The 18,290-nt window shown below is 64.9% G+C and carries 17 protein-coding genes and 2 pseudogenes; 12 read left to right on the forward strand and 7 right to left on the reverse strand.

The window, feature by feature from the left end:
• The first annotated feature begins 155 nt into the window (after positions 1 to 155).
• The gene (locus QO058_RS11050; protein WP_284172058.1) at positions 156 to 716 is read left to right on the forward strand and encodes a PRC-barrel domain-containing protein; all 561 of its coding nucleotides are present in this window, start codon (positions 156 to 158) and stop codon (positions 714 to 716) included.
• Positions 717 to 1,050: 334 nt separating this feature from the next.
• On the opposite strand, the gene QO058_RS11055 is transcribed toward QO058_RS11050, so the two are convergent.
• Positions 1,051 to 2,079, reverse strand: a complete 1,029-nt coding sequence (locus QO058_RS11055; RefSeq protein WP_284172059.1) for an IS110 family RNA-guided transposase — start codon at positions 2,077 to 2,079, stop codon at positions 1,051 to 1,053.
• Positions 2,080 to 2,182: 103 nt separating this feature from the next.
• On the reverse strand, positions 2,183 to 2,875 hold the full coding sequence (locus tag QO058_RS11060) for a winged helix-turn-helix transcriptional regulator (protein ID WP_284172060.1): 693 nt from the start codon (positions 2,873 to 2,875) through the stop codon (positions 2,183 to 2,185).
• Positions 2,876 to 3,037: 162 nt separating this feature from the next.
• On the opposite strand from QO058_RS11060, the pseudogene QO058_RS11065 reads away from it, so the two are divergent.
• The 5 genes and pseudogenes from QO058_RS11065 to QO058_RS11085 all read left to right on the forward strand — a co-directional run bounded on the left by QO058_RS11065 (position 3,038) and on the right by QO058_RS11085 (position 6,001).
• Positions 3,038 to 4,179 (forward strand): annotated as a pseudogene (locus QO058_RS11065) (acyl-CoA dehydrogenase family protein).
• Positions 4,180 to 4,646: 467 nt separating this feature from the next.
• A pseudogene (locus tag QO058_RS11070) lies at positions 4,647 to 4,904 on the forward strand (transporter substrate-binding domain-containing protein); the annotation flags it as partial.
• A gap of 34 nt (positions 4,905 to 4,938) precedes the next feature.
• The gene (locus QO058_RS11075; RefSeq protein ID WP_284172062.1) at positions 4,939 to 5,163 is read left to right on the forward strand and encodes a hypothetical protein; all 225 of its coding nucleotides are present in this window, start codon (positions 4,939 to 4,941) and stop codon (positions 5,161 to 5,163) included.
• 91 nt (positions 5,164 to 5,254) lie between these two features.
• Positions 5,255 to 5,704 (forward strand): RrF2 family transcriptional regulator, encoded by a 450-nt coding sequence (locus tag QO058_RS11080; protein WP_284172063.1) that lies wholly within the window; start codon positions 5,255 to 5,257, stop codon positions 5,702 to 5,704.
• 75 nt (positions 5,705 to 5,779) lie between these two features.
• Positions 5,780 to 6,001: a flavin reductase gene (locus tag QO058_RS11085; protein WP_284172064.1), complete on the forward strand. Its 222-nt coding sequence runs from the start codon at positions 5,780 to 5,782 to the stop codon at positions 5,999 to 6,001.
• A gap of 546 nt (positions 6,002 to 6,547) precedes the next feature.
• Here QO058_RS11085 and QO058_RS11090 read toward each other — a convergent pair.
• Positions 6,548 to 6,745, reverse strand: a complete 198-nt coding sequence (locus tag QO058_RS11090) for a hypothetical protein (protein WP_284172065.1) — start codon at positions 6,743 to 6,745, stop codon at positions 6,548 to 6,550.
• A gap of 243 nt (positions 6,746 to 6,988) precedes the next feature.
• On the opposite strand from QO058_RS11090, the gene QO058_RS11095 reads away from it, so the two are divergent.
• On the forward strand, positions 6,989 to 8,026 hold the full coding sequence (locus tag QO058_RS11095; RefSeq protein WP_284172066.1) for an LLM class flavin-dependent oxidoreductase: 1,038 nt from the start codon (positions 6,989 to 6,991) through the stop codon (positions 8,024 to 8,026).
• Between the two features lies 1 nt (position 8,027).
• On the opposite strand, the gene QO058_RS11100 is transcribed toward QO058_RS11095, so the two are convergent.
• The 3 genes from QO058_RS11100 to QO058_RS11110 form a co-directional block, all read right to left on the reverse strand.
• Positions 8,028 to 9,110, reverse strand: coding sequence for an SMP-30/gluconolactonase/LRE family protein (locus QO058_RS11100; RefSeq protein ID WP_432212036.1), 1,083 nt, complete (start codon positions 9,108 to 9,110; stop codon positions 8,028 to 8,030).
• 125 nt (positions 9,111 to 9,235) lie between these two features.
• Positions 9,236 to 9,955: a ribonuclease activity regulator RraA gene (locus QO058_RS11105; RefSeq protein WP_284172068.1), complete on the reverse strand. Its 720-nt coding sequence runs from the start codon at positions 9,953 to 9,955 to the stop codon at positions 9,236 to 9,238.
• Positions 9,956 to 10,114: 159 nt separating this feature from the next.
• Positions 10,115 to 11,101: a Bug family tripartite tricarboxylate transporter substrate binding protein gene (locus QO058_RS11110; protein WP_284172069.1), complete on the reverse strand. Its 987-nt coding sequence runs from the start codon at positions 11,099 to 11,101 to the stop codon at positions 10,115 to 10,117.
• Between the two features lie 203 nt (positions 11,102 to 11,304).
• Between QO058_RS11110 and QO058_RS11115 the strand changes: the two genes are divergently transcribed.
• The 3 genes from QO058_RS11115 to araD all read left to right on the forward strand — a co-directional run bounded on the left by QO058_RS11115 (position 11,305) and on the right by araD (position 14,818).
• Positions 11,305 to 12,009: a GntR family transcriptional regulator gene (locus QO058_RS11115; RefSeq protein ID WP_284172070.1), complete on the forward strand. Its 705-nt coding sequence runs from the start codon at positions 11,305 to 11,307 to the stop codon at positions 12,007 to 12,009.
• Entirely contained in the window at positions 12,002 to 12,916 is a 915-nt protein-coding gene (locus QO058_RS11120) for a dihydrodipicolinate synthase family protein (protein WP_284172071.1), read from the forward strand. Before QO058_RS11115 ends, QO058_RS11120 begins: the two co-directional genes overlap by 8 nt.
• 171 nt (positions 12,917 to 13,087) lie before the next feature.
• Positions 13,088 to 14,818 carry an L-arabinonate dehydratase gene (araD, locus tag QO058_RS11125; RefSeq protein WP_284172072.1) on the forward strand — a complete coding sequence of 577 codons (1,731 nt, stop codon included), beginning with the start codon at positions 13,088 to 13,090 and terminating at the stop codon, positions 14,816 to 14,818.
• A 63-nt stretch (positions 14,819 to 14,881) separates the two neighbouring features.
• Here the strand turns inward: araD and QO058_RS11130 are convergent, their stop codons facing one another.
• Positions 14,882 to 15,736: a transglutaminase-like domain-containing protein gene (locus tag QO058_RS11130; protein ID WP_284172073.1), complete on the reverse strand. Its 855-nt coding sequence runs from the start codon at positions 15,734 to 15,736 to the stop codon at positions 14,882 to 14,884.
• A gap of 149 nt (positions 15,737 to 15,885) precedes the next feature.
• Between QO058_RS11130 and QO058_RS11135 the strand changes: the two genes are divergently transcribed.
• Both QO058_RS11135 and QO058_RS11140 read left to right on the forward strand, forming a co-directional pair.
• Positions 15,886 to 17,436 (forward strand): ABC transporter substrate-binding protein, encoded by a 1,551-nt coding sequence (locus tag QO058_RS11135; protein WP_284172074.1) that lies wholly within the window; start codon positions 15,886 to 15,888, stop codon positions 17,434 to 17,436.
• Entirely contained in the window at positions 17,433 to 18,284 is an 852-nt protein-coding gene (locus QO058_RS11140; protein ID WP_284172075.1) for a metallophosphoesterase family protein, read from the forward strand. The genes QO058_RS11135 and QO058_RS11140 overlap by 4 nt, the downstream gene beginning before the upstream one ends.
• Positions 18,285 to 18,290 lie beyond the last annotated feature (6 nt).

The raw sequence follows: 18,290 nt of genomic DNA on the forward strand, positions 1-18,290 counted from the left end.
TAGGACCGGCCCCCATGAATGCCATGCCGTGCCGTCGATGCGCGGAAGCCGGCGACGCGGCATCTGCTACGGCACGAGAAATGTGACCAAGGCCCGCGCAGATCTGAGATGGAGCAGCAGCCCAATAGGCTGTGATCAGGCAAAGGGAGGTGCTCATGAGAACCTACTGCTTGTTCCAAGCCGTGAACTCCCCGGACCTACGCGCCTTCGCCGAGGAGCCTGCCGGCGGCAGGTTGCCTCCGGATCTTGGGCCGTGGACCCTCGTGCGAGAGATCCGGCCCAATGAGGAATGGACGATCCCCATCAGCAGGGCGGTCGTCGCGGCCGGCATTATCGAGAACGGCTTTTATCTTTGGGGGCCCGCCGAGCGACCGGCACCGCACTTGATCATCGAAAGTGATCGTGTCGAAGGGACCGCCGTGTTCGATCGCAAGTATGACCAGATCGGAACCATCAAGCGGCTGTTGATCGAGAAGGTCAGTGGCCGTGTTTTCTTCGTCGATGTCACGTTTGGAGGTTTTCTCGGCATTGGCAGTCACCATGTTACGATCCCATGGGAAAAGCTCACCTACGACAAGGAGCTCGAGGGCTATCGCACTGAGCTCACCGAGGCACAGGTCCGAGGCGCCGCGGCCCTGTATGGCGACAAAGGCGTTTTGCCAGACCAGAAACGTCAGCAGGACATGAGTGACTACTGGAACGACGTTCCCAACTGACCAATTCGGACCTGCTCCGGGGCTGCCCTCGGCGGTCTCGGTGTAACATCAGCGTCCGCTTTCGGGCAGGTATCCAATGTCAGCTCCTCTAATCGGGCAGCAGGGTCAAGCTCGGATTGCACCTCTATGCCGGGGTCTCGTTCACGCGGGTCACGCTTCTCTTCGCAGTCTGGTGGCTTCTGTCGAGCGAAGCCGCTGCACGCATGCATCGGATTGGGTCTGGAGAGCCTCGCTTGTGGACGCGCTTTGAAGCGCAGCAGACATCTTCGGCTTCATCCATTCCTTCGTCCGCGTGGGACGATCCCGGCCAGGATCGCTGAGAGCTGTGGTCAGGTCATGCCGCAGCCTCCGATCCCAGTCGGAAGTCGGTACCATCGGCCCACATACGATGGAGCACGACGGCAATCTTGCGCGCCACCGCGACAATGGCGCGCCGGCGACCCTTCGTCTTCATCAGCCGCACACCCCAGGCCTTGAGACTCGACCAGGTGATCGAGCGCATCAACATGGCGTTTGCGGCCGCGTAGAGCGCAGCGCGAACGTCGACGTCTCCGGCATGGGAGATCCGACCTGGATTGTCCGTCTCGCCGGACTGGAAGCGTCGAGGTGTCAGCCCAAAGTGAGCCCCGACCGTCCGCGAGCTCTTGAAGCGAGCAGGATCGTCCACGGCAGCCTTGAAGCTGAGGGCGGTGATCTCGCCAACGCCCGGCACGGTCATGAAGCGCCGACAGATCGTATCTTCGCGGGCGGCTCGCTTCACCCGCCGATCAAGCTCGGTGAAGGTCTCGAAGAGCATCGCCCGCGCCTCCAGCATCGGCAGAAGCGCTTGGCTGAGTGCAGGATCGGTCTCGATCGTCTCACGTACAGCGGCATCAAAAGCGCCCCGGGACAATCGGAGAGGCAGCACGACGCCGAAGATGCGCAACAGGCCGCGGATCTCGTTCTCAAGGTCGATGCACTTTCGCTGCATCACCTTGCGGCTCGTCAGCAGCGCTCGCATGTGGTGGCTCTCGACGCTCTTCACATGCACTCGGCTATACCACCCCGACCGGAGAATCTGGGCGATGCCGCGGGCGTCATGCTTGTCCGTCTTGTTCCGCATGGCCGAAAGCGCAGCCGCGACCTGACGCGCTTCCATGCAGACGACGTTGTAGCCAGCCTCCGTCAGTCCGTAGGTGATGGGCTGTGTCAGCGCGCCGGCCTCAAACCCGACCTGATGGATCGGCTGACCAAATCCCGCAAGGCAAAGAAGGACATCGGGCACGGCCGAGCGCACCGAGCGCTCTAGGCAAATCTTCCCGTCATAGTCGATGATGCAGATCGCCACCGAGCGCAACGACACATCCAGCGCAGCGTAGAACATCGCGTCTCCCTCCCTCTTGGATCTGCCGAGATCCTAATGGGAGCTTGAACCCTCGCGGGTCCGCCCGATTACGCATGCTTGTGGCGGTAGACCGCCGCGTCCGTCACTGCACCCGACGCGGTTCGAAGGCGAAGGCGCTGAGCCCCAGCCATTGTTGCATTGAGCAAGCCAGAGCCTGATCGCCATCGATCTCAAGTTGTCCGCTGTCCGACTCCTTCTTGATCGTTGTCAGCCCCATCCAGACGGCCGTCATCGTACGCAAGGAAGTCGTGACAAGCAGGTCGAGCTCATGGCCGGGGTCGAAATTGCAGAGGTCGACGGCACCGTCGGCCACCACCAGCCACCACCTCTTTTGTGACCCTGAAAGTTCGGGGTACAGGAACTGTATCGTGCAGCGATGCTCGGGCAGCAGCTTGACGTTGAGACTTCTGCGCATGTCCCACATCAGCAGCGAAGGGTCGAGGTTCTTGAGCGAAAGCCGCGATTCCATCCAGTGCTGCGCCCAGTTGCCGAGCCCCATGATCAAAGATCTGAGCTCCTCGCCAGCTTCGGACAGGTGATACTCGACAGAACTGCTGGTCCTGCGGGATACCGTGATCACCCCGGCTTGCTGAAGTTCCTTGAGCCGTTTCGACAACAGGGCGGGCGACATCTTCGGTAGGCCGCGCCTCAGATCATTGAAGCGAGTGCTCCCGCAGAGCAGCTCACGCACCACCAATGTCGTCCAGCGACTGCACAATATCTCTGACGCCATCGACACCGGGCAGAATTGGCCATAGCCGCCGCGATTGTTCATGGCGAACCCCGTTTTTCTTTTGGCGAATGGTACCAGATCGGCGTCGTACGGAAAACGCCGGCAGTTCAGTTGCTGAACTAGAAGCGCAGGCAAGTAGCGGCCACCGTCAGCCTCACAACCAGGGAGGACGCCATGTCAACGAACGCCGCTTCGAAAACTCTTATGGCCTCATCCGAAGGCGCCGGAGCTTGCCCCAATGATGTCGTGGAAACTGCGCATCGTCTCTCGCCGAGGCTCGCTGAGCGCGCCGCTGAAACCGATCAGAACGACAGTTTCGTCAGCGAGAACTACGCTTTGTTCAAACAGGAAGGGCTGGTCGAGGCCGGCGTTCCGCGAGAACTCGGCGGTGGCGGCGCCGAAATACCCGAGCTCGCCGAAATGCTGCGCGTGCTCGCACGGGCATGCGGTTCCACCGCACTGGCTTTTTCCATGCACACCCATCAGGTCGCCATCCCCGCTTGGCGTTGGCGACACCAGAAGGTCGCCGCTGTCGAGCCTCTGCTGAAACGGGTCGCCGCGGAGAGAATCATTTTGTTGTCGTCCGGCGGCTCGGACTGGATCGGCGGCTCGGGGAAGGCCGAGAGGGACGGCGACGGCTACCGTATCACCGCCCGGAAGGTGTTCACCTCCGGCGCCGAAGCCGGCGACATCCTGATGACCGGAGCGATCCATGAAGGAGAAGACGGGAACCGGTCGGTCATCCACTTCGGTGCGCCGATGAAGTCCCCGGCGGTGCGCATTGAGGACACCTGGCGCACGCTGGGCATGCGTGGCACCGCGTCGAACGATGTCGTGATCGAGAATCTCTTTATCCCTGCCGCGAATGTCGCGTTTTCGCGCAAGGCCGGTGAGTGGCACCCTGTTTTCGAGACAATTGCGACCATCGCTTTCCCGCTGATCTATGCTGTCTACCTCGGAGTTGCCGAGAGCGCGCGCGACATCGCCATCGAGATCGCGAAGAAGAAGCAGGCATCCGACCCGTCGCTGGCCGGACGCATGGACACCGAATTGCGGGCCGCGCAGCTCGCACACCGTTGGATGCTGGATACCGTGGCGCGCAACGCGCCGTGCGCGGAGACGGTCAACGAGGTCATGATCGGGCGTACTCTGGTTGCCCGTCACGCGATTGCAGCTGTCGATCTGGCGATGGAGCTGGCGGGCGGCGCATCGTTCTACCGGGCAGCGGGATTGGAGCGGCGCTTCCGTGACATCCAAGGTGCACGTTTTCACCCGCTCCAGGCCAGTCCCCAGCACGCTATGCCGGTGCAATGGCGCTAGGCCTGCCGACGGGTTCGATTTTCTGACAGGCCGATACGGGCCGGAAGAGGAAGCAACATTTCAAGCTTCCTTCTGCCCTATGGCTGATTCGAACGCGCTTAGCGCGGCGTTTGCGGGCTCCCCCGAACCTGTCGCCGTGCACTGGCGGGATGGCGTGCTCAACCTCCCAACCAGCCCCGGAACAACGGATATCCGATTGAAGCCGAGGACCGCCCCACCAACGTCAGCTTGCGGGCAATACTCCAGGTTCCGCTCCTGGCGCAGACCCGACCGCGAGGGAACCAACAATCTAATCGTTGCAATTGGTCAGTGGTTGCCAGCGGATACTCATTTCGGGCCGGCTAGCCGCCCACCCGCGTTCGTCGCCCGGCTGCAAGCCTGACTTCCAGCCACAAACTATAGCGGGACGCGCTGAAGCAAGCGATGAAATAGACCATGGCGGCGAAGACATAGGCCTCCCGATAGAAGCCAAGCCGTCGGCACCTCGCCGGGCTTCTTTTTCCTCGGACAGCACGGCAAATGGCAGGGCTTCTTCGTCGATTTCGGCAGGGCGCTTGCGGCAACCGCGTTCGGCGACGCCGAGAAGGTGGGCTTCACCTCGTCCTCGCCGCAGCAGCGGCTGCCGGCGCCGCAGGCCGGCGAATTCGACATCCTGCTCTCGGGCGTCACCCAGACCGCGACGCGCTCCTTCAAGCTCGGCTTCCATTTCGGCCCGATCATCTTCTATGACGGCCAGGGTCTGTTGGTGAAGAAGGCGCTCGGTGTCAGCAAGGCGGCCGAGCTCGATGGGGCCACCATCGGCATCCAGAGCCGCACGACGGCGTGCGCCGCAGGCCGATCCGCGCGCCAGCATCGATGTCGAGCACTATGTCCGCACCGCGAAGATCGCCGAGCGCGGCAAGCTCGACGCGATGTTCCTCGCCGTTGCAGCACTGGAAGTGAAGATCACTCCCGAGATCGAGGCATGGATCGACGCGGCCCATCAGCTCCATGGCAGCTCGGCGCCCTGAACGTCCGTGGCCTAGGCCTCAGCTCGCAGCCGTTACTTGCAGCCCCCGCAAAATAGATCGATATAGTGTACTTCTATGCGGGGATGGGCAGGTGCTGACGAACAAGGGCAAATACGGCATCAAGGCGATGGTTCACCTCGCAAGGCTCGAGGCCGGCGAAACCGCCCAGATCGCCGAAATCGCCCAGCGCAACAACATCTCGAAGAAGTTTCTCGACGCCATCCTGCTGGATCTGCGCAATGCCGGCATGCTGCGCAGCAAGAAAGGCCCCGGCGGCGGTTATGCCTTGGCGAAGCCGGCCCGCACCATCAAGGTCGGCGCGGTCATTCGCGCCCTCGAAGGGCCGATCGCACCGATCGACTGCGCTAGCCAATCGGCCTTCAGGCCGTGCCAGGACTGCGGCGATATCGAAGCTTGCGTCGTCCGCTCGGTGATGCGCGAGGTGCGCGACGCGATGGCTGCAGTCGTCGACAATACGACCATTGCCGATCTCGTCGGCCGCGCCGCAGCTCACAAGCGAGAGATCGACTTCGCGATCTGAAGTCTATTACTTAGTAGACAAATTATCACGAGAACCTATTTTCGGCCGAAGCGGAACCGCATTCCGGTTATGATCATGAATCAGCAGTTCGCCCCGCCCGGCGCCGCCGATATCCACTCCGATGCCTTCAAGGCGGTGATGCGCAATGTCGCGGGCGCGGTCAGCATCATCACCGCTTCCCATGCCGGCGAGCGCGCCGGTCTGACCGCGACATCGCTGACCGCGCTTGCGGCCGAACCGCCGACCGTGGTCGTCTGCATCGGGGCCGACGAAGAGCGGGTTTACGAATTTGGCTAGGTGCGACACTCTGCCCGCTTCGCCGCAATTCTATTCGCTGACGTTCATCGGCAACCTCAACGAACGTTGGCCTCCCTCTGCAGATTTGAATTGAATTGTGATAGTTATCAGTTATTTAAAATGTTGTTCAAGTCCCTCTCCCGCTACCACCTCGCCGGTCGGTGCGCGCAGCGTTCACCGTCCGCGTCGATGGCGATACGCTTTCGTTCGTTCGTCAGCGCGGCTTTGAATTCAGTCCCAGGCGTTTCCGCCGCTGCCGATGACGTCGCCGCGGCGAGTTCGCTAGCGCCTTGTCGCTCCTAGAGGCGCCCCCCGCATCATCACCTGCAGGATGCGCCAGGCCGCTCGGCCGCTTGGCCGCAGGATCACGATCCGCTCCAGCGCAGCGGCTTCCAGATCGACCGTGTAATGGTTCTTGGCCGCGCCCGGCTCGAGCCGGCGGCGTGATTGCCTGCGGCTGGCCGGTTCAAAGCCGCCATCGGTTCGTTGCCCACCATGCAGCCGCCACGATGGCGAGCATGCCGAGCGTGACAAGAAGCGCCTCGCCTATCGAGCCGGTTCCTTCCGTGCGTCCATGAAACTCGCGAACCAGGCACCGTCGACGATCTCCCTGGAGTCGTCGCGCCACTGCGCCGTCACCCGGCACAGCAGTTCGATCTCATCGAAGGAGAGATCGAAAAACGGCAGCAGCATCGGGTTGCCGACGATCGAACGATCGCTCTCGGCTACAGCCTCGCCGTCCATGAATCTTCCCCCCATGCGTCGCCCTCGCATCGGCTCCTTCGGGAGCGCGCTGAGGCAACATCAATCTTATGCGTCCCGCCACACCCAAATGGGGGCGGCCGACGTTATTGTTCCTTATGGTACTGATTTTGGCGAATTCGCATAGAGCCCTCGGCGCCGGCGCATCTTGAACGGTGATGATCATAGCGCCAGATGCCTCGGGCGCCGGCGTTGCGGCGTGCCGCACCAGCCCGGACCTCGCTTATGCCCGCCAATCTCGAACTCGGCCTCGACACCTTCGGCGACGTCACCGCCGACCCGGACGGCGCTTTGCTTTCGCATGCGCAGGTCATCCGCGACCTCGTCGACCAGGCAGTGCTCGCCGACGAGCTCGGCATCGACTTCTTCGGTATCGGCGAGCATCACCGTGCCGATTTCGCGGTGTCCTCGCCCGAGACCGTGCTTGCCGGCATCGCCACCCGCACCAGTCGTATCCGCCTCGGCTCGGCCGTCACCGTGCTGAGTTCGGACGATCCGATCCGCGTCTTCCAGCGTTTCTCGACGGTCGACGCGCTCTCGAACGGCCGCGCCGAGGTCATCCTCGGCCGCGGCTCCTTCACCGAATCCTTCCCGCTCTTCGGCTTTGACCTCAGCCAATACGAAGTACTGTTCGAAGAGAAGCTCGATCTTTTCGCTGAGCTGATCCGCAAGAAGAACATCACATGGGAAGGCAGCCTTCGACCGCCGCTCAAGGACCAGCAGGTCTTCCCGCGGCTGGAGAAAGGCGAGCTGACGACCTGGATCGGCGTCGGCGGCAGCCCGGAATCGGTGATCAGGGCAGCGCGCTACGATCTGCCATTGATGCTCGCCATCATCGGCGGCCCGGCGCAGCGCTTTGCCCCCTACGCCCAGCTCTACCGCGACGCGATGGGGCGGCTCGGCCAGGCCGAACGGCCGATCGGCGTGCATTCGCCGGGCTATGTCGCCGCGAACGATGCGCAGGCGGTCGAGGAGTTCTTCCCGGCCTACAAGGCGATGCGCGACCGAATCGGCGCCGAGCGCGGCTGGGGCCCGATGTCGCGCGAGGAGTTCGAGCGCGAGGTCGCAGGCGGCTCGCTCTATCTCGGCTCGCCCGAGACCGTCGCGCGCAAGATCGCAGCGACGGTCAAGGCGCTCGGCCTCTCGCGCTTCCAGCTTAAGATCAGTGCCGGCCCCCTGTCACAGGACAAGTTGCTGCGCTGTATCGAGCTCTATGGTCGCGAGGTCATCCCGATGGTGCGCGGTATGGTCGGCACGGGCTAGCTCACACCGCCCCGTGCGCCTCGACATAGAAGGCGTAGAGCGAATGGCAGCTCGCCATATAGAGCCGGTTGCCCTTCGGTCCGCCGAAGCAGAGATTTGCGCAGCGCTCCGGCAGCCGGATGAAGGCAAGCGGCTTGCCGGCCGGGCTGAACACCATCACCCCGTCGAGATCCTCCGACTTGCCGCGCAGGCCGAAGACCTTGCGCCCGCCGACATCGGCGGGCTCGGCATTGAGCGCGCCATTGCTGCCATAGCCGCACCAGAGATTGCCGTCGCGATCGACACGGAAGCCGTCCAGCGCGCCGAAATCGGCGGCGTCGATCAGCTTGACCTTGTTCGAGACCGCCCCCTGCGCGTCGATATCGTAGCTCCAGATGCTGCGGTTCGGCGTGCCGCGCCATTCGACGACATAGAGCTTCTTCTCGTCCGGCGAGAAGGCGAGCCCGTTGGGATTGACGAGATCGGTGATCACCGCCGTCAGCTTCCCGTCGGGCGCGAGCCGGTAGACGTTCGTCGTCGCCTGCTCCGGCTTGGCGCGTGAGCCTTCCCATTCGCCGCTGATACCGAAGAGCGGGTCGGTGAACCAGATCGTGTCGTCCGACCTGACGACGACATCGTTCGGCGCGTTCAGGCGCTTGCCCTCGAACTTGTCGGCGAGAACGGTGATCCGGCCGTTCTTCTCGGTGCGGGTGATGCGCCGCGTCACCGAATGCTCGCAGGTGACGAGCCTGCCCTGCCGGTCGCGGGCATTGCCATTGGCGTAGTTGGCGTTCTCGCGGAAGACGGTGAAGCTGTTCTTCACCTCATCATATTTCATGATCCGATTGTTCGGGATGTCGCTGACGAGGAGGTAGCGCCCTTCCGGAAAATAGACCGGCCCCTCGGCCCAGCGCATGCCGGTGCCAACCTGCTCGACCGTGCTCGAATAGATCCGGTACTTGGCGAAACTCGGATCGAGGATATCGACCGAAGGATCGGGATAACGCTGGTTCGGTTTGAACGGGAAGCCTTGTGCCAGGGCTGGAGCGGCCAGCGCCGAGCCGGTTGCCGCGAGCCCGCCCTTCAGCAGGCGACGGCGAGACATCTGCACCATTGTTTCCCCCATGCTTTTGTTGTCGTTGACGGTTCCCGGCGCCGCCGGCTGGCGGCGCCGGCTAGGCGGGCTTTCACAAGGCTCGCCACCGCATCAGCAGCGGGTGAATGCGGGACTCACTTCCAGTCCGGCCGCCATTTCGCGAATTCTGCCTTGGTCTCGGCATTGGCCGGGTAGAGCCCGAAGATGCCGCGCCCTTCCCTGACCTTGGCCTCGACGAAATCCTCATAGGCAGTCTGCTCATAGGCCTCGACCGCGACCTCATTGGCGATGTCGGCCGGAATCACGCAGACGCCCTCGCCGTCACCGACCACGATGTCGCCGGGATAGACCGGGACATCGCCGCAGCCGATCGGTGCGTTGATGTCGAGCGCATGGTGCCGGATCAGGTTGGTCGGCGCGCTCGGTCGGTTGTGATAGGCCGGGAAGCCGAGCGCGGCGATCTCGGGGCTGTCGCGGAAGCCGCCATCGCTGACGATGCCGGCGGCGCCCCGCTGCATCAACCGCGTCACCAGGATGCCGCCGGCCGAGGCGGCGCGCGCATCCTTGCGGCTGTCGATCACCATGACGTGGCCGGGCGGGCAGGTTTCGACCGCGACGCGCTGCGGATGCTGCGTGCCCTCGAACACGCCGAGATGGTCGAGATCCTCGCGCGCCGGAATGTAGCGCAGCGTGAAGGCCTCGCCGACCATGTGCGGCGCGTTCGGCGAGAGCGGCCGCACATCCTGGATGAACTGGTTGCGCAGGCCGCGCTTGAACAGCGCCGTGGTCAGGGTCGCGGTCGAGACGCGCTTCAGCTTCTCGCGATTCTCGGGGGTCAGGGTGGTCGATGTCATAGTTTCAGGCTCCTCCGGAGACCGTGAGAGGATTTCGTCAGCGTGAGTCGGCTGGCGCGGCTGTCGAGAACCGGAGCGGAGCGTACATTGGTACGTGAGCACCGGAAGCGCAGACAGTCGCGTCAGACGGCCGCGATGGCGGAATGATCGCGCGGTCGGTCACTCGATCTTGACGTTGGCCTTCTGCGCCACCTCGGCCCAGCGCTTGGTCTCGTTGGCGATATGGGCGGTGAACTCGGCCTGGCTCGAGCCAACCGGGTCGACGCCGAGCTTCTTGAGCTGCTCGATCACCGCCGGCTCGCGCATGATCGCCTGCGTCTCGGTGGAGAGCTTGGCGACGATCTCCGGCGGAACCTTCGACGGGGCGAAGAAGCCGTGCCAGGAGCTGGCGTCGTAGCCCGGGATGAACTCGGACAGCGCCGGCAGGTCGGGCGCGACGGCAAGCCGCTTCGGCGTCGCGGTGGCGAGCGCCCGGATCTTGCCGGCTTCGACATGCGGCCAGGCAATGGTGATGTTGTCGAAGGTGATCTGGATCTGGCCGGAGAGCAGATCCTGCGTTACCTGCCCGCTCGAGCGGTAGGGCACATGGACCATATCGGTGCCGGTCGAGACCTTGAACAGCTCGGCGGCCATATGGGTCGAGGTGCCGGCGCCGGACGAGCCGAACGAATATTTGCCCGGATTCTTCTTCAAGAGCTCGATCAGCTCCGGCACCGTCTTGGCCGGCAAGTCGAGATTGACCATCAGGATGTTCGGCACGCTCGCGAGCTGCGAGATCGGCGCGAAGTCCTTGATGTGGTCATAAGGCATCTTCGTATAGACCGCCGGGTTGATGGCATGGCTCGAGACCGTGCCGAGCGTCAGCGTGTAGCCGTCGGGCTCCGATCGTGCGACCCCCGCCGCCCCGGTGTTGCCGCCGGCTCCGACGCGGTTCTCGATGATGAACTTGCCATTCAGTCTGGCACTGAGCCGATCCGCCACGATGCGGCCGAGCAGGTCGGTCGTTCCGCCCGCGGCAAACGGCACCACGATGGTGACGACCCTGCCTCCAGGATAGCCGCTCTGTGCCAAGGCCGGTGTAAAGCCAGGCGCGGCCAGCATGGCGCCGGCTGCGGCGAGCAGGCTGCGGCGTGTGATCGATGTCATCCAATCCTCCCTCGTCATTTCCATCCGGCCCATGCCGTTCCGGCGTCTTGCGGCCGTCTTGCTCGACTGCATAGCACGCAATTTCAGATTTGAAATCTGAAATTTCAGACTTGATGTCACTTGCGCTTTGTGATGTCTGGTGAGGCAATGGCGAGGAACTGGCGCGAGGCGGAATCGCTCGACGGTACGCCAGAGGAAATTGAATGTCGGAAGCGCTCGCGATCGAACCCGTCTCGCCGCATTTGCTGCGCTCGCTGCGCGAGCACGTGCATGAGCGCCTGCGCCGGGCGATCGTCTCCGGCCGCTTCCGCGACGGAGAGCGCCTGAACGAGCGCCAGCTCGCCGACATGCTCGGCGTCTCGACCACGCCGGTGAAGGACGCGATCCGCATGCTGGAGAGCGAGGGGCTGGTGCGGACCGAGGCCCGCCGCGGCGTCTTCGTCGAGTTCTCGGCCCGGCAGGCACTGGAGATGGCGCTCGGCCGCGCCGCGCTCGAAAGCGTCATGACGCATATCGCCGCCAATCGGATCGCCGATGCCGAAATCGCCGGGATGGGCCGCCTGATCGACGAGATGGCCCACGCGACCGAGCACGGAGACCTGGAAGACCTCGTCAACCTGAACGAGGCCTATCACGGCATGATCCACCGTATCTCGGGCTGCGGCTATCTCGAACGCCGGCTCGACGGCCAGCGTATGTACGACCATGCCCAGCGTATCGCCCTGCTGGGCGAACCGAGTGAGCGGGCCAGAGGGTTCGAGGAGCATCGCGGCATCTTCGAGGCGCTGCGTGCGCATGAGCCGGCCCGGGCCGAGCAGCGCATGCGCAGCCATATCGTGCGCTCCGCCAAGAGCCATGTGCGCCAGGTCTTCGGCGCCGATGCGGAAGGATTGGACTACGATGAATGACAAGGTTCGCAGCGCGCTGCGCGGCATTTCCGGCGTCCATGTCACCGCCTGGAAGGGCGATGGCGAGGCCGACTGGGCGCTGACCGGCACGATCGTCGCGCGCATCGCGAATGCCGGCATCCACAACATCGTCTCGGCAGGCAATACGGGCGAGTTCTACCCGATGACGACCGATGAAGTGGTGCGCAGCCACGCGGTCGCGGCGGAAGCTGCCGCCGGCAAGGCGCTGGTCACCGCCGGCATCGGAAGGTCTTTGCGGGAGGCAATCGCGACCGGCAAGCTCGCCGCCAGGGCCGGCTGCGATGCGGTGATGGTGCATCACCCGCTCGACCCCTTCGCCGCCCCACAGAGCCAGGCTGACTACATCCTCGCCATCGCCGATGCGCTGGATATCCCGCTCGTTGCCTATATCCGCTCGGATGCGATCGGCGTGAAGGACCTCGCCCGTGTCGCGACCCATCCCAACGTCGCCGGCGTCAAGTTCGCCTCCCCCAACATGATGCTGCTCGCCGAATGCGTCCGCGCCACGCAAGGCACCAGCGCCAACTGGATCTGCGGCCTCGCCGAGGGCTGGGCCGCGCCCTTCCACGCGCTCGGCGCCCGCGGCTTCACCTCCGGCCTCGTCAACGTCGCGCCCGAACGCTCGCTGGCGATCTGGCGGGCGTTGGAGGCCAATGACTACGACCGCGCTCGCCGCCTCGTCGACGAGATCGCCGGCTTCGAGACCTTGCGAACCAAATACGGCAACGGCGCCAACGTCACCGTGGTCAAGGAGGCGCTCGGCCTGCTCGGCACCAAGGTCGGCCCCGTGCGCCTTCCGGGCCTGCCGGAACTCAACGAGGCTGAGCGCGCTGAACTGCGCAAGATTGTCGGAAGCTGGGGCGCGCAGCGGGCGGCAGCGGAATAACCTCTGTCATTCCGGGGCATCGCGCAGCGATGAACCCGGAACCCACGACCGGGTGAGCCCCTCGTCCAGTGAAAGTCGTTTCACCCAGTCGTGGGTTCCGGGCTCGACCCTGCGGGCCGCCCCGGAATGACAAGTCGTTGAATTCACAAAGAACACACCGAGGAAACGCCGATGTCCCATCCCCGCAAGACGCCCGACACGCTGCGCTCGAAGCGCTGGTTCGGCGCCAGCGACCTGCGCTCCTTCGGGCATCGCTCGCGGGCGCTGCAGATGGGCCTGAACCATGACGAGTTCATGGGCAAGCCGGTCATCGGCATCCTCAACACCTGGTCCGAGATCAACCCCTGCCACACCCATCTGCGCGACCGCGCCGAGGCGGTTAAGCGCGCGGTCTGGGCCGCCGGCGGCTTCCCGGTCGAGATCCCCGTGATGTCGGCCTCTGAGCAATACCAGAAGCCGACGACCATGCTCTATCGCAACTTCCTGGCGATGGAGGCGGAGGAATCGATCCGCTCTCATCCCCTCGACGGCGCGGTGCTGCTCGGCGGCTGCGACAAGTCCACGCCGGCCCTGATCATGGGCGCCTGCAGCGCGGGGCTGCCTTTCATCTTCGTGCCGGCCGGGCCGATGCTGCGCGGCAACTGGGCCGGCAAGACGCTCGGCTCCGGCGCCGATGTCTGGAAATACTGGGCCGAGAAGGAGGCCGGCAACATCTCCGACGCCGACTGGCGCGACATGGAGAGCGGCATCGCCCGTTCGCACGGCACCTGCATGGTGATGGGCACGGCCGCGACGATGATGAGCCATGCCGAGGTACTCGGCCTGACCCTGCCCGGCGCTTCCGCCATCCCCGCCGCCGACGCCGCTCATCCGCGCATGGCCGCCGCCGCCGGCAAGCGCATCGTCGAGATGGTCTGGGAGGACCTGACGCCCGACCGCATCCTGACCCGCGAGAGCTTCGAGAACGCGCTCACCGTCCATATGGCCGTGGCCGGCTCGACCAACGCCATCATCCACCTCGTCGCCATGGCCGGCCGCGCCGGCGTGCCGCTGACGCCCGATGATTTCGACGCCTTCTCGCGCAAGGTCCCGGTGATCGCGAATCTCCGCCCCTCCGGCGACTTCCTGATGGAGGACTTCTTCTATGCCGGCGGGCTCCCTGCCTTGCTGAAGCAGCTCGAGAGCAAGCTCCACACCAGCGCGATGACGGTGACCGGCAAGCCGCTTTCCGAGACGATCGCGCTCGCCAAGGTCTATGACGACAACGTCATTCGCCCGCTCGACAGGCCGGTCTCGACCGCCAACGGCCTTGCCGTGCTCAAGGGCAACCTCGCCCCCGATGGCTGCGTTATCAAGCCCTCCGCGGCCGAGGCGCGCCTGCTCAAGCACAGCGGCCCCGCGCTGGTCTTCGAGGACTACGACGCGATGATGAAGGCGGTGAACGACGAGGCCCTCGACGTCACCGCAGACCATGTCATGGTGCTGAAGAACTGCGGCCCGGTCGGCGGCCCCGGCATGCCGGAATGGGGCATGATGCCGATCCCCAAGAAGCTGCTGAAGCAGGGCGTGCGCGACATGCTGCGCCTCTCCGACGCCCGCATGTCCGGCACCAGCTACGGCGCCTGCGTGCTTCACATCGCGCCCGAGGCCTATATCAAGGGCCCGCTGGCAGCCGTGCAGACCGGCGACATCATCACAGTCGATGTCGAGGCCCGCACGATTTCGGTTGCGCTCAGCGATGCCGAGATCGCGGCGAGGCTCGCGGCCTGGTCGCCGCCCGACCGCGACTACCCCCGCGGCTGGGGCAAGATGTCCGCGGCCCATATCCAGCAGGCCGACAAGGGCTGCGATTTCGACTACCTCACCGGCACGGCGAAGGTGGCGGAGCCCGAGATCCACTAGATCCGAATCCGACCGGTTTGGGGAAGGCGATCTGGACGGCCGCCGACTCGTTCCCCGCCGACCTCATAGGGCGTCGAAAGCGCCGTCCGGAGGCGCCGCCCAAGGGAAGCGAGCGAGTACGGCCTCGGCCTCTTGCCTGTTGCGCGGCGCGGGGTCGAGTGCCTCGGCCAACGCATCGATATCGCGCGCTTGCTTTGGGGAGACGCGGCGCGCGTCGCGGAACGAGATGCTCAGCCCCCAATCGTCCCAGGGCAGGCATTCGCTTCCCGCGAGCGCCGCGGCGTCGCGAAGGATGGAGGCCGCGATCCACCACTCGCCTGCTATGCCGGCGGATGCCAAACCGACAATGCCCGGGTCCAGTTCGCCAGAGCGAACTGCGCGCCATGCCGATGCCGCCGATCGCCAGCCAGTGGACGGAACGTCGGCGACATCGAATGCGATTCGAAAGCCGGCGCGGGCTCGCGGCCCGAGCTGCGCGTCGAGGACCGCCCACTCGCCATCGAAACTGTGCTCGCAAACATAATGATCTTCCCAGTAACCCGGGTTGAAGTAGCTTGCGAAGCCCGCTCGCAGCCGGGCTGGAACGCCCCTCTCGCGGAGCGCGCTCACGGCCAGCAGGGCAAAATCGCGGCAGGTGACGTACAGGTAATTTTCGATGGCGCGATGCACAGAAAGTGGACGCGCGTCGCGACGGACAACCTCCCCCAGGAGAAGCGACACACGGCGCAGGCTGCGATCTCCTTCGGCAGCCACCGGGACGCCGAAGCCGATCTGGCGCGCCACCGCATGGTGGATGACGAACTCTTCCAGATTGTCCGCGATCGCTACCGGGTGAGCGGGGAGTTCGCTCAGCCGCAGCCTGTGCGCGCCCGGATCGCTCCACCACGTATGCTCGCCGTCTGCGCTGCCAGGGTCCATCGGATCATCCATCGCAAACCCAGATCGATCCGGGCACGGAACTCCAATTCGCCCGCCTTGTGCAAGGCCTCGCTGGCGGTCCTTTTTCGAGCGCCGTCACATCGCTGTAACCGCGCGCGACCAGCGTCGCGGCTCCCTAAGGAGCCGCCATGGTCACCCGCCGCAACCTTCTCGCCGCCGGCCTCGCCGCGCCTGCGTTCCTGCCCGGATTGGCGCGGGCGCAGGCCGATACGCGCCCGGTGCTGCGTATCGCCGTCCAGGCGCTGCCACCGACGCTGGAGCCGTTCGAAGCGATCTCGAATGTCGGGTTGCGGCACACCTACAACGTCTTCGACACGCTTTGGCGCCGCGACTTCAACCGCGAGGCTGCGGAAGGCGGGCAGCATTTGCTGCCGCATCTTGCGACCTCGCTGCGGCAGCGCGACCCGCTGACCTGGGAGGCCAGGCTGCGCGACGGCGTGCGCATGCATGACGGCAGCGTGCTCTCGGCCGAGGACGTCCTCTCGACCTTCTCGCCCGAGCGCATGTACGGCAAGGAGGTCCAGCACCATGAGGGCCGCGTCAATTTCGGCCACCTTACTGCGGTCGAAGCAGAGGGGCGCGACACGGTCGTGTTCAGAACCGCGACCCCCGACGTCGCGATGCCGCAGCGCCTGGCCTCCTATGGCGGCTGGATCCATTCGGCGAAATTCTACAAGGAGCAGGGCCTCGCCGGCATGCGCCAGAAGCCGGTCGGCAGCGGCCCCTATCGCATCGCCTCATTCCAGCGCAACCAGCGCCTCGTGCTCGAAAGCCATGACGAGTACTGGATGGGCCGCCCTGCTGCGCGCCAGATCATCCTCATCGCCGTGCCGGAAGCCTCGACCCGCCTCGCCGGCCTGCATGCCGGCGATTTCGACCTCGTCACCAACCTGCTCCCCGAACAGGCCGAGACCTTCAGGGGCAGCCCGACGCTCGAGGGCGTCGAGATCGTGCTCGATCTTGCGCATATCCTCTATTACGACACCCGCAACCCGGTGGTCAGGGATGCGCGCGTCCGGCGCGGACTCAATCACGCCGTCGACATGGAGACGCTCGGCAAGTCGCTCTGGGGGCCGAATTTCCAGCGCATGGCGGCGCTGCAGACGCCGGCCTTCGGCGATTATTACGACGCCGGCCGCCGTGGTCACGTCTATGACCCCGACCTTGCCCGCAGGCTCCTGAAGGAAGGCGGCTACAAGGGTGAGGAGATCGTGATCCGGATCGCGCCGGGCTACTATCTGCAGATGGACCTCGCCGTGCAGGTGGTCCAGCAGATGTGGGAAGCGGTCGGCGTCAGGAGCCGTCTCGAAGCCGCCGAGAACGTCGCCCAGGTGATTCGTCCCGGCGCCGATGTCCGGCCGATCTCGGTCTCGTTCCGCTTTCCCGATCCGCTCGGCGGCGGCCTGATGGTCAATCTGTCGAAGGACTATTCGACCCAAAAGGCCGGCTTCTGGCAGCCGGTGAAGTTCAACGCTATCAGCGACGAGCTCAAGCTCGCGACCGATCCGGCCGAGCGCAAGCGGCTCTGGCTGGCGCTGATGGACGAATACGAGGCGGAGGCCCCGGCGCTGACCCTCTACCAGGTGCGGGAATATTTCGCGAAGCGCCGCGACGTGAAGTGGAACCACTACCCGCTCTACTACATGGATTTCCGCCCCTTCAACCTGAGCTTCGCATGACCCGCGTCATCGTCCTCTCCGACCCGCATCTCTCCCCCACGCATGGCTTCTTCTGGCCGAACTGGCAGCTCGCCTGCGATGCCGCGGGCCGGATCGAGGCGGCCTGCACCATCGTCAACGGCGACCTCTGCATCGACGGGCCCGATAGCGACGCCGAGATGGAATTCGCCGCCAGGGCACTGGCCGCGCTGCCAGGCACCGTGCTGCCATTGCCCGGCAATCACGACATCGGCGACGAGCCACCGGGACAGGATCCGAACCAGATCGTCGACGAGCCCCGCCTCGCCCGTTGGGATAACGCCATCGGCGCCGATCGCTGGCGCTTCCAGCTCGATGGCTGGACCCTGCTCGGCGTCAACGCGCAGCTCTTCGGTTCCGGGCTTGCCCGCGAAGCCGAGCAGAACGACTGGCTCGATGCGATGCTCATGGAGAGCAAGGGCGATCGCGTCGCGCTCGTTTTGCACAAGCCGCTCTTCGTCGAGAGCCCGGACGAGGCCCTGCCGAGCCCTGCCTCCCTCTGCCCGGCCCCGCGTGGCGAGCTGATACAGCGCCTTTGCAAGGCCGATATCCGGCTGGTCGTCAGCGGTCACCTGCACGCGTATCGCGACCGCAGCATCGATGGCCTACGCCATCTCTGGGTGCCGTCGCTCGCGTTCTCCGGCAGCCATGGGCTCGACGGTGACGGGCGCTGCGGCTTCGCCGTGCTGGACTTCGATGGCGACCATGTCGGCGTCGAGATCATCAGGCCAGCAGGCCTCGTCTCGCATGACCTCGCCGCCATCAAGCAGCATGGCCGCTATCGCTTTCTGCGCGAGATGCCGCCTTCGCCGCCGCGGATTGCGGCCTGAGTGCCA

Origin of the sequence: Bosea vestrisii, from assembly GCF_030144325.1 — a bacterium.
Classification (GTDB): domain Bacteria; phylum Pseudomonadota; class Alphaproteobacteria; order Rhizobiales; family Beijerinckiaceae; genus Allobosea; species Allobosea vestrisii_A.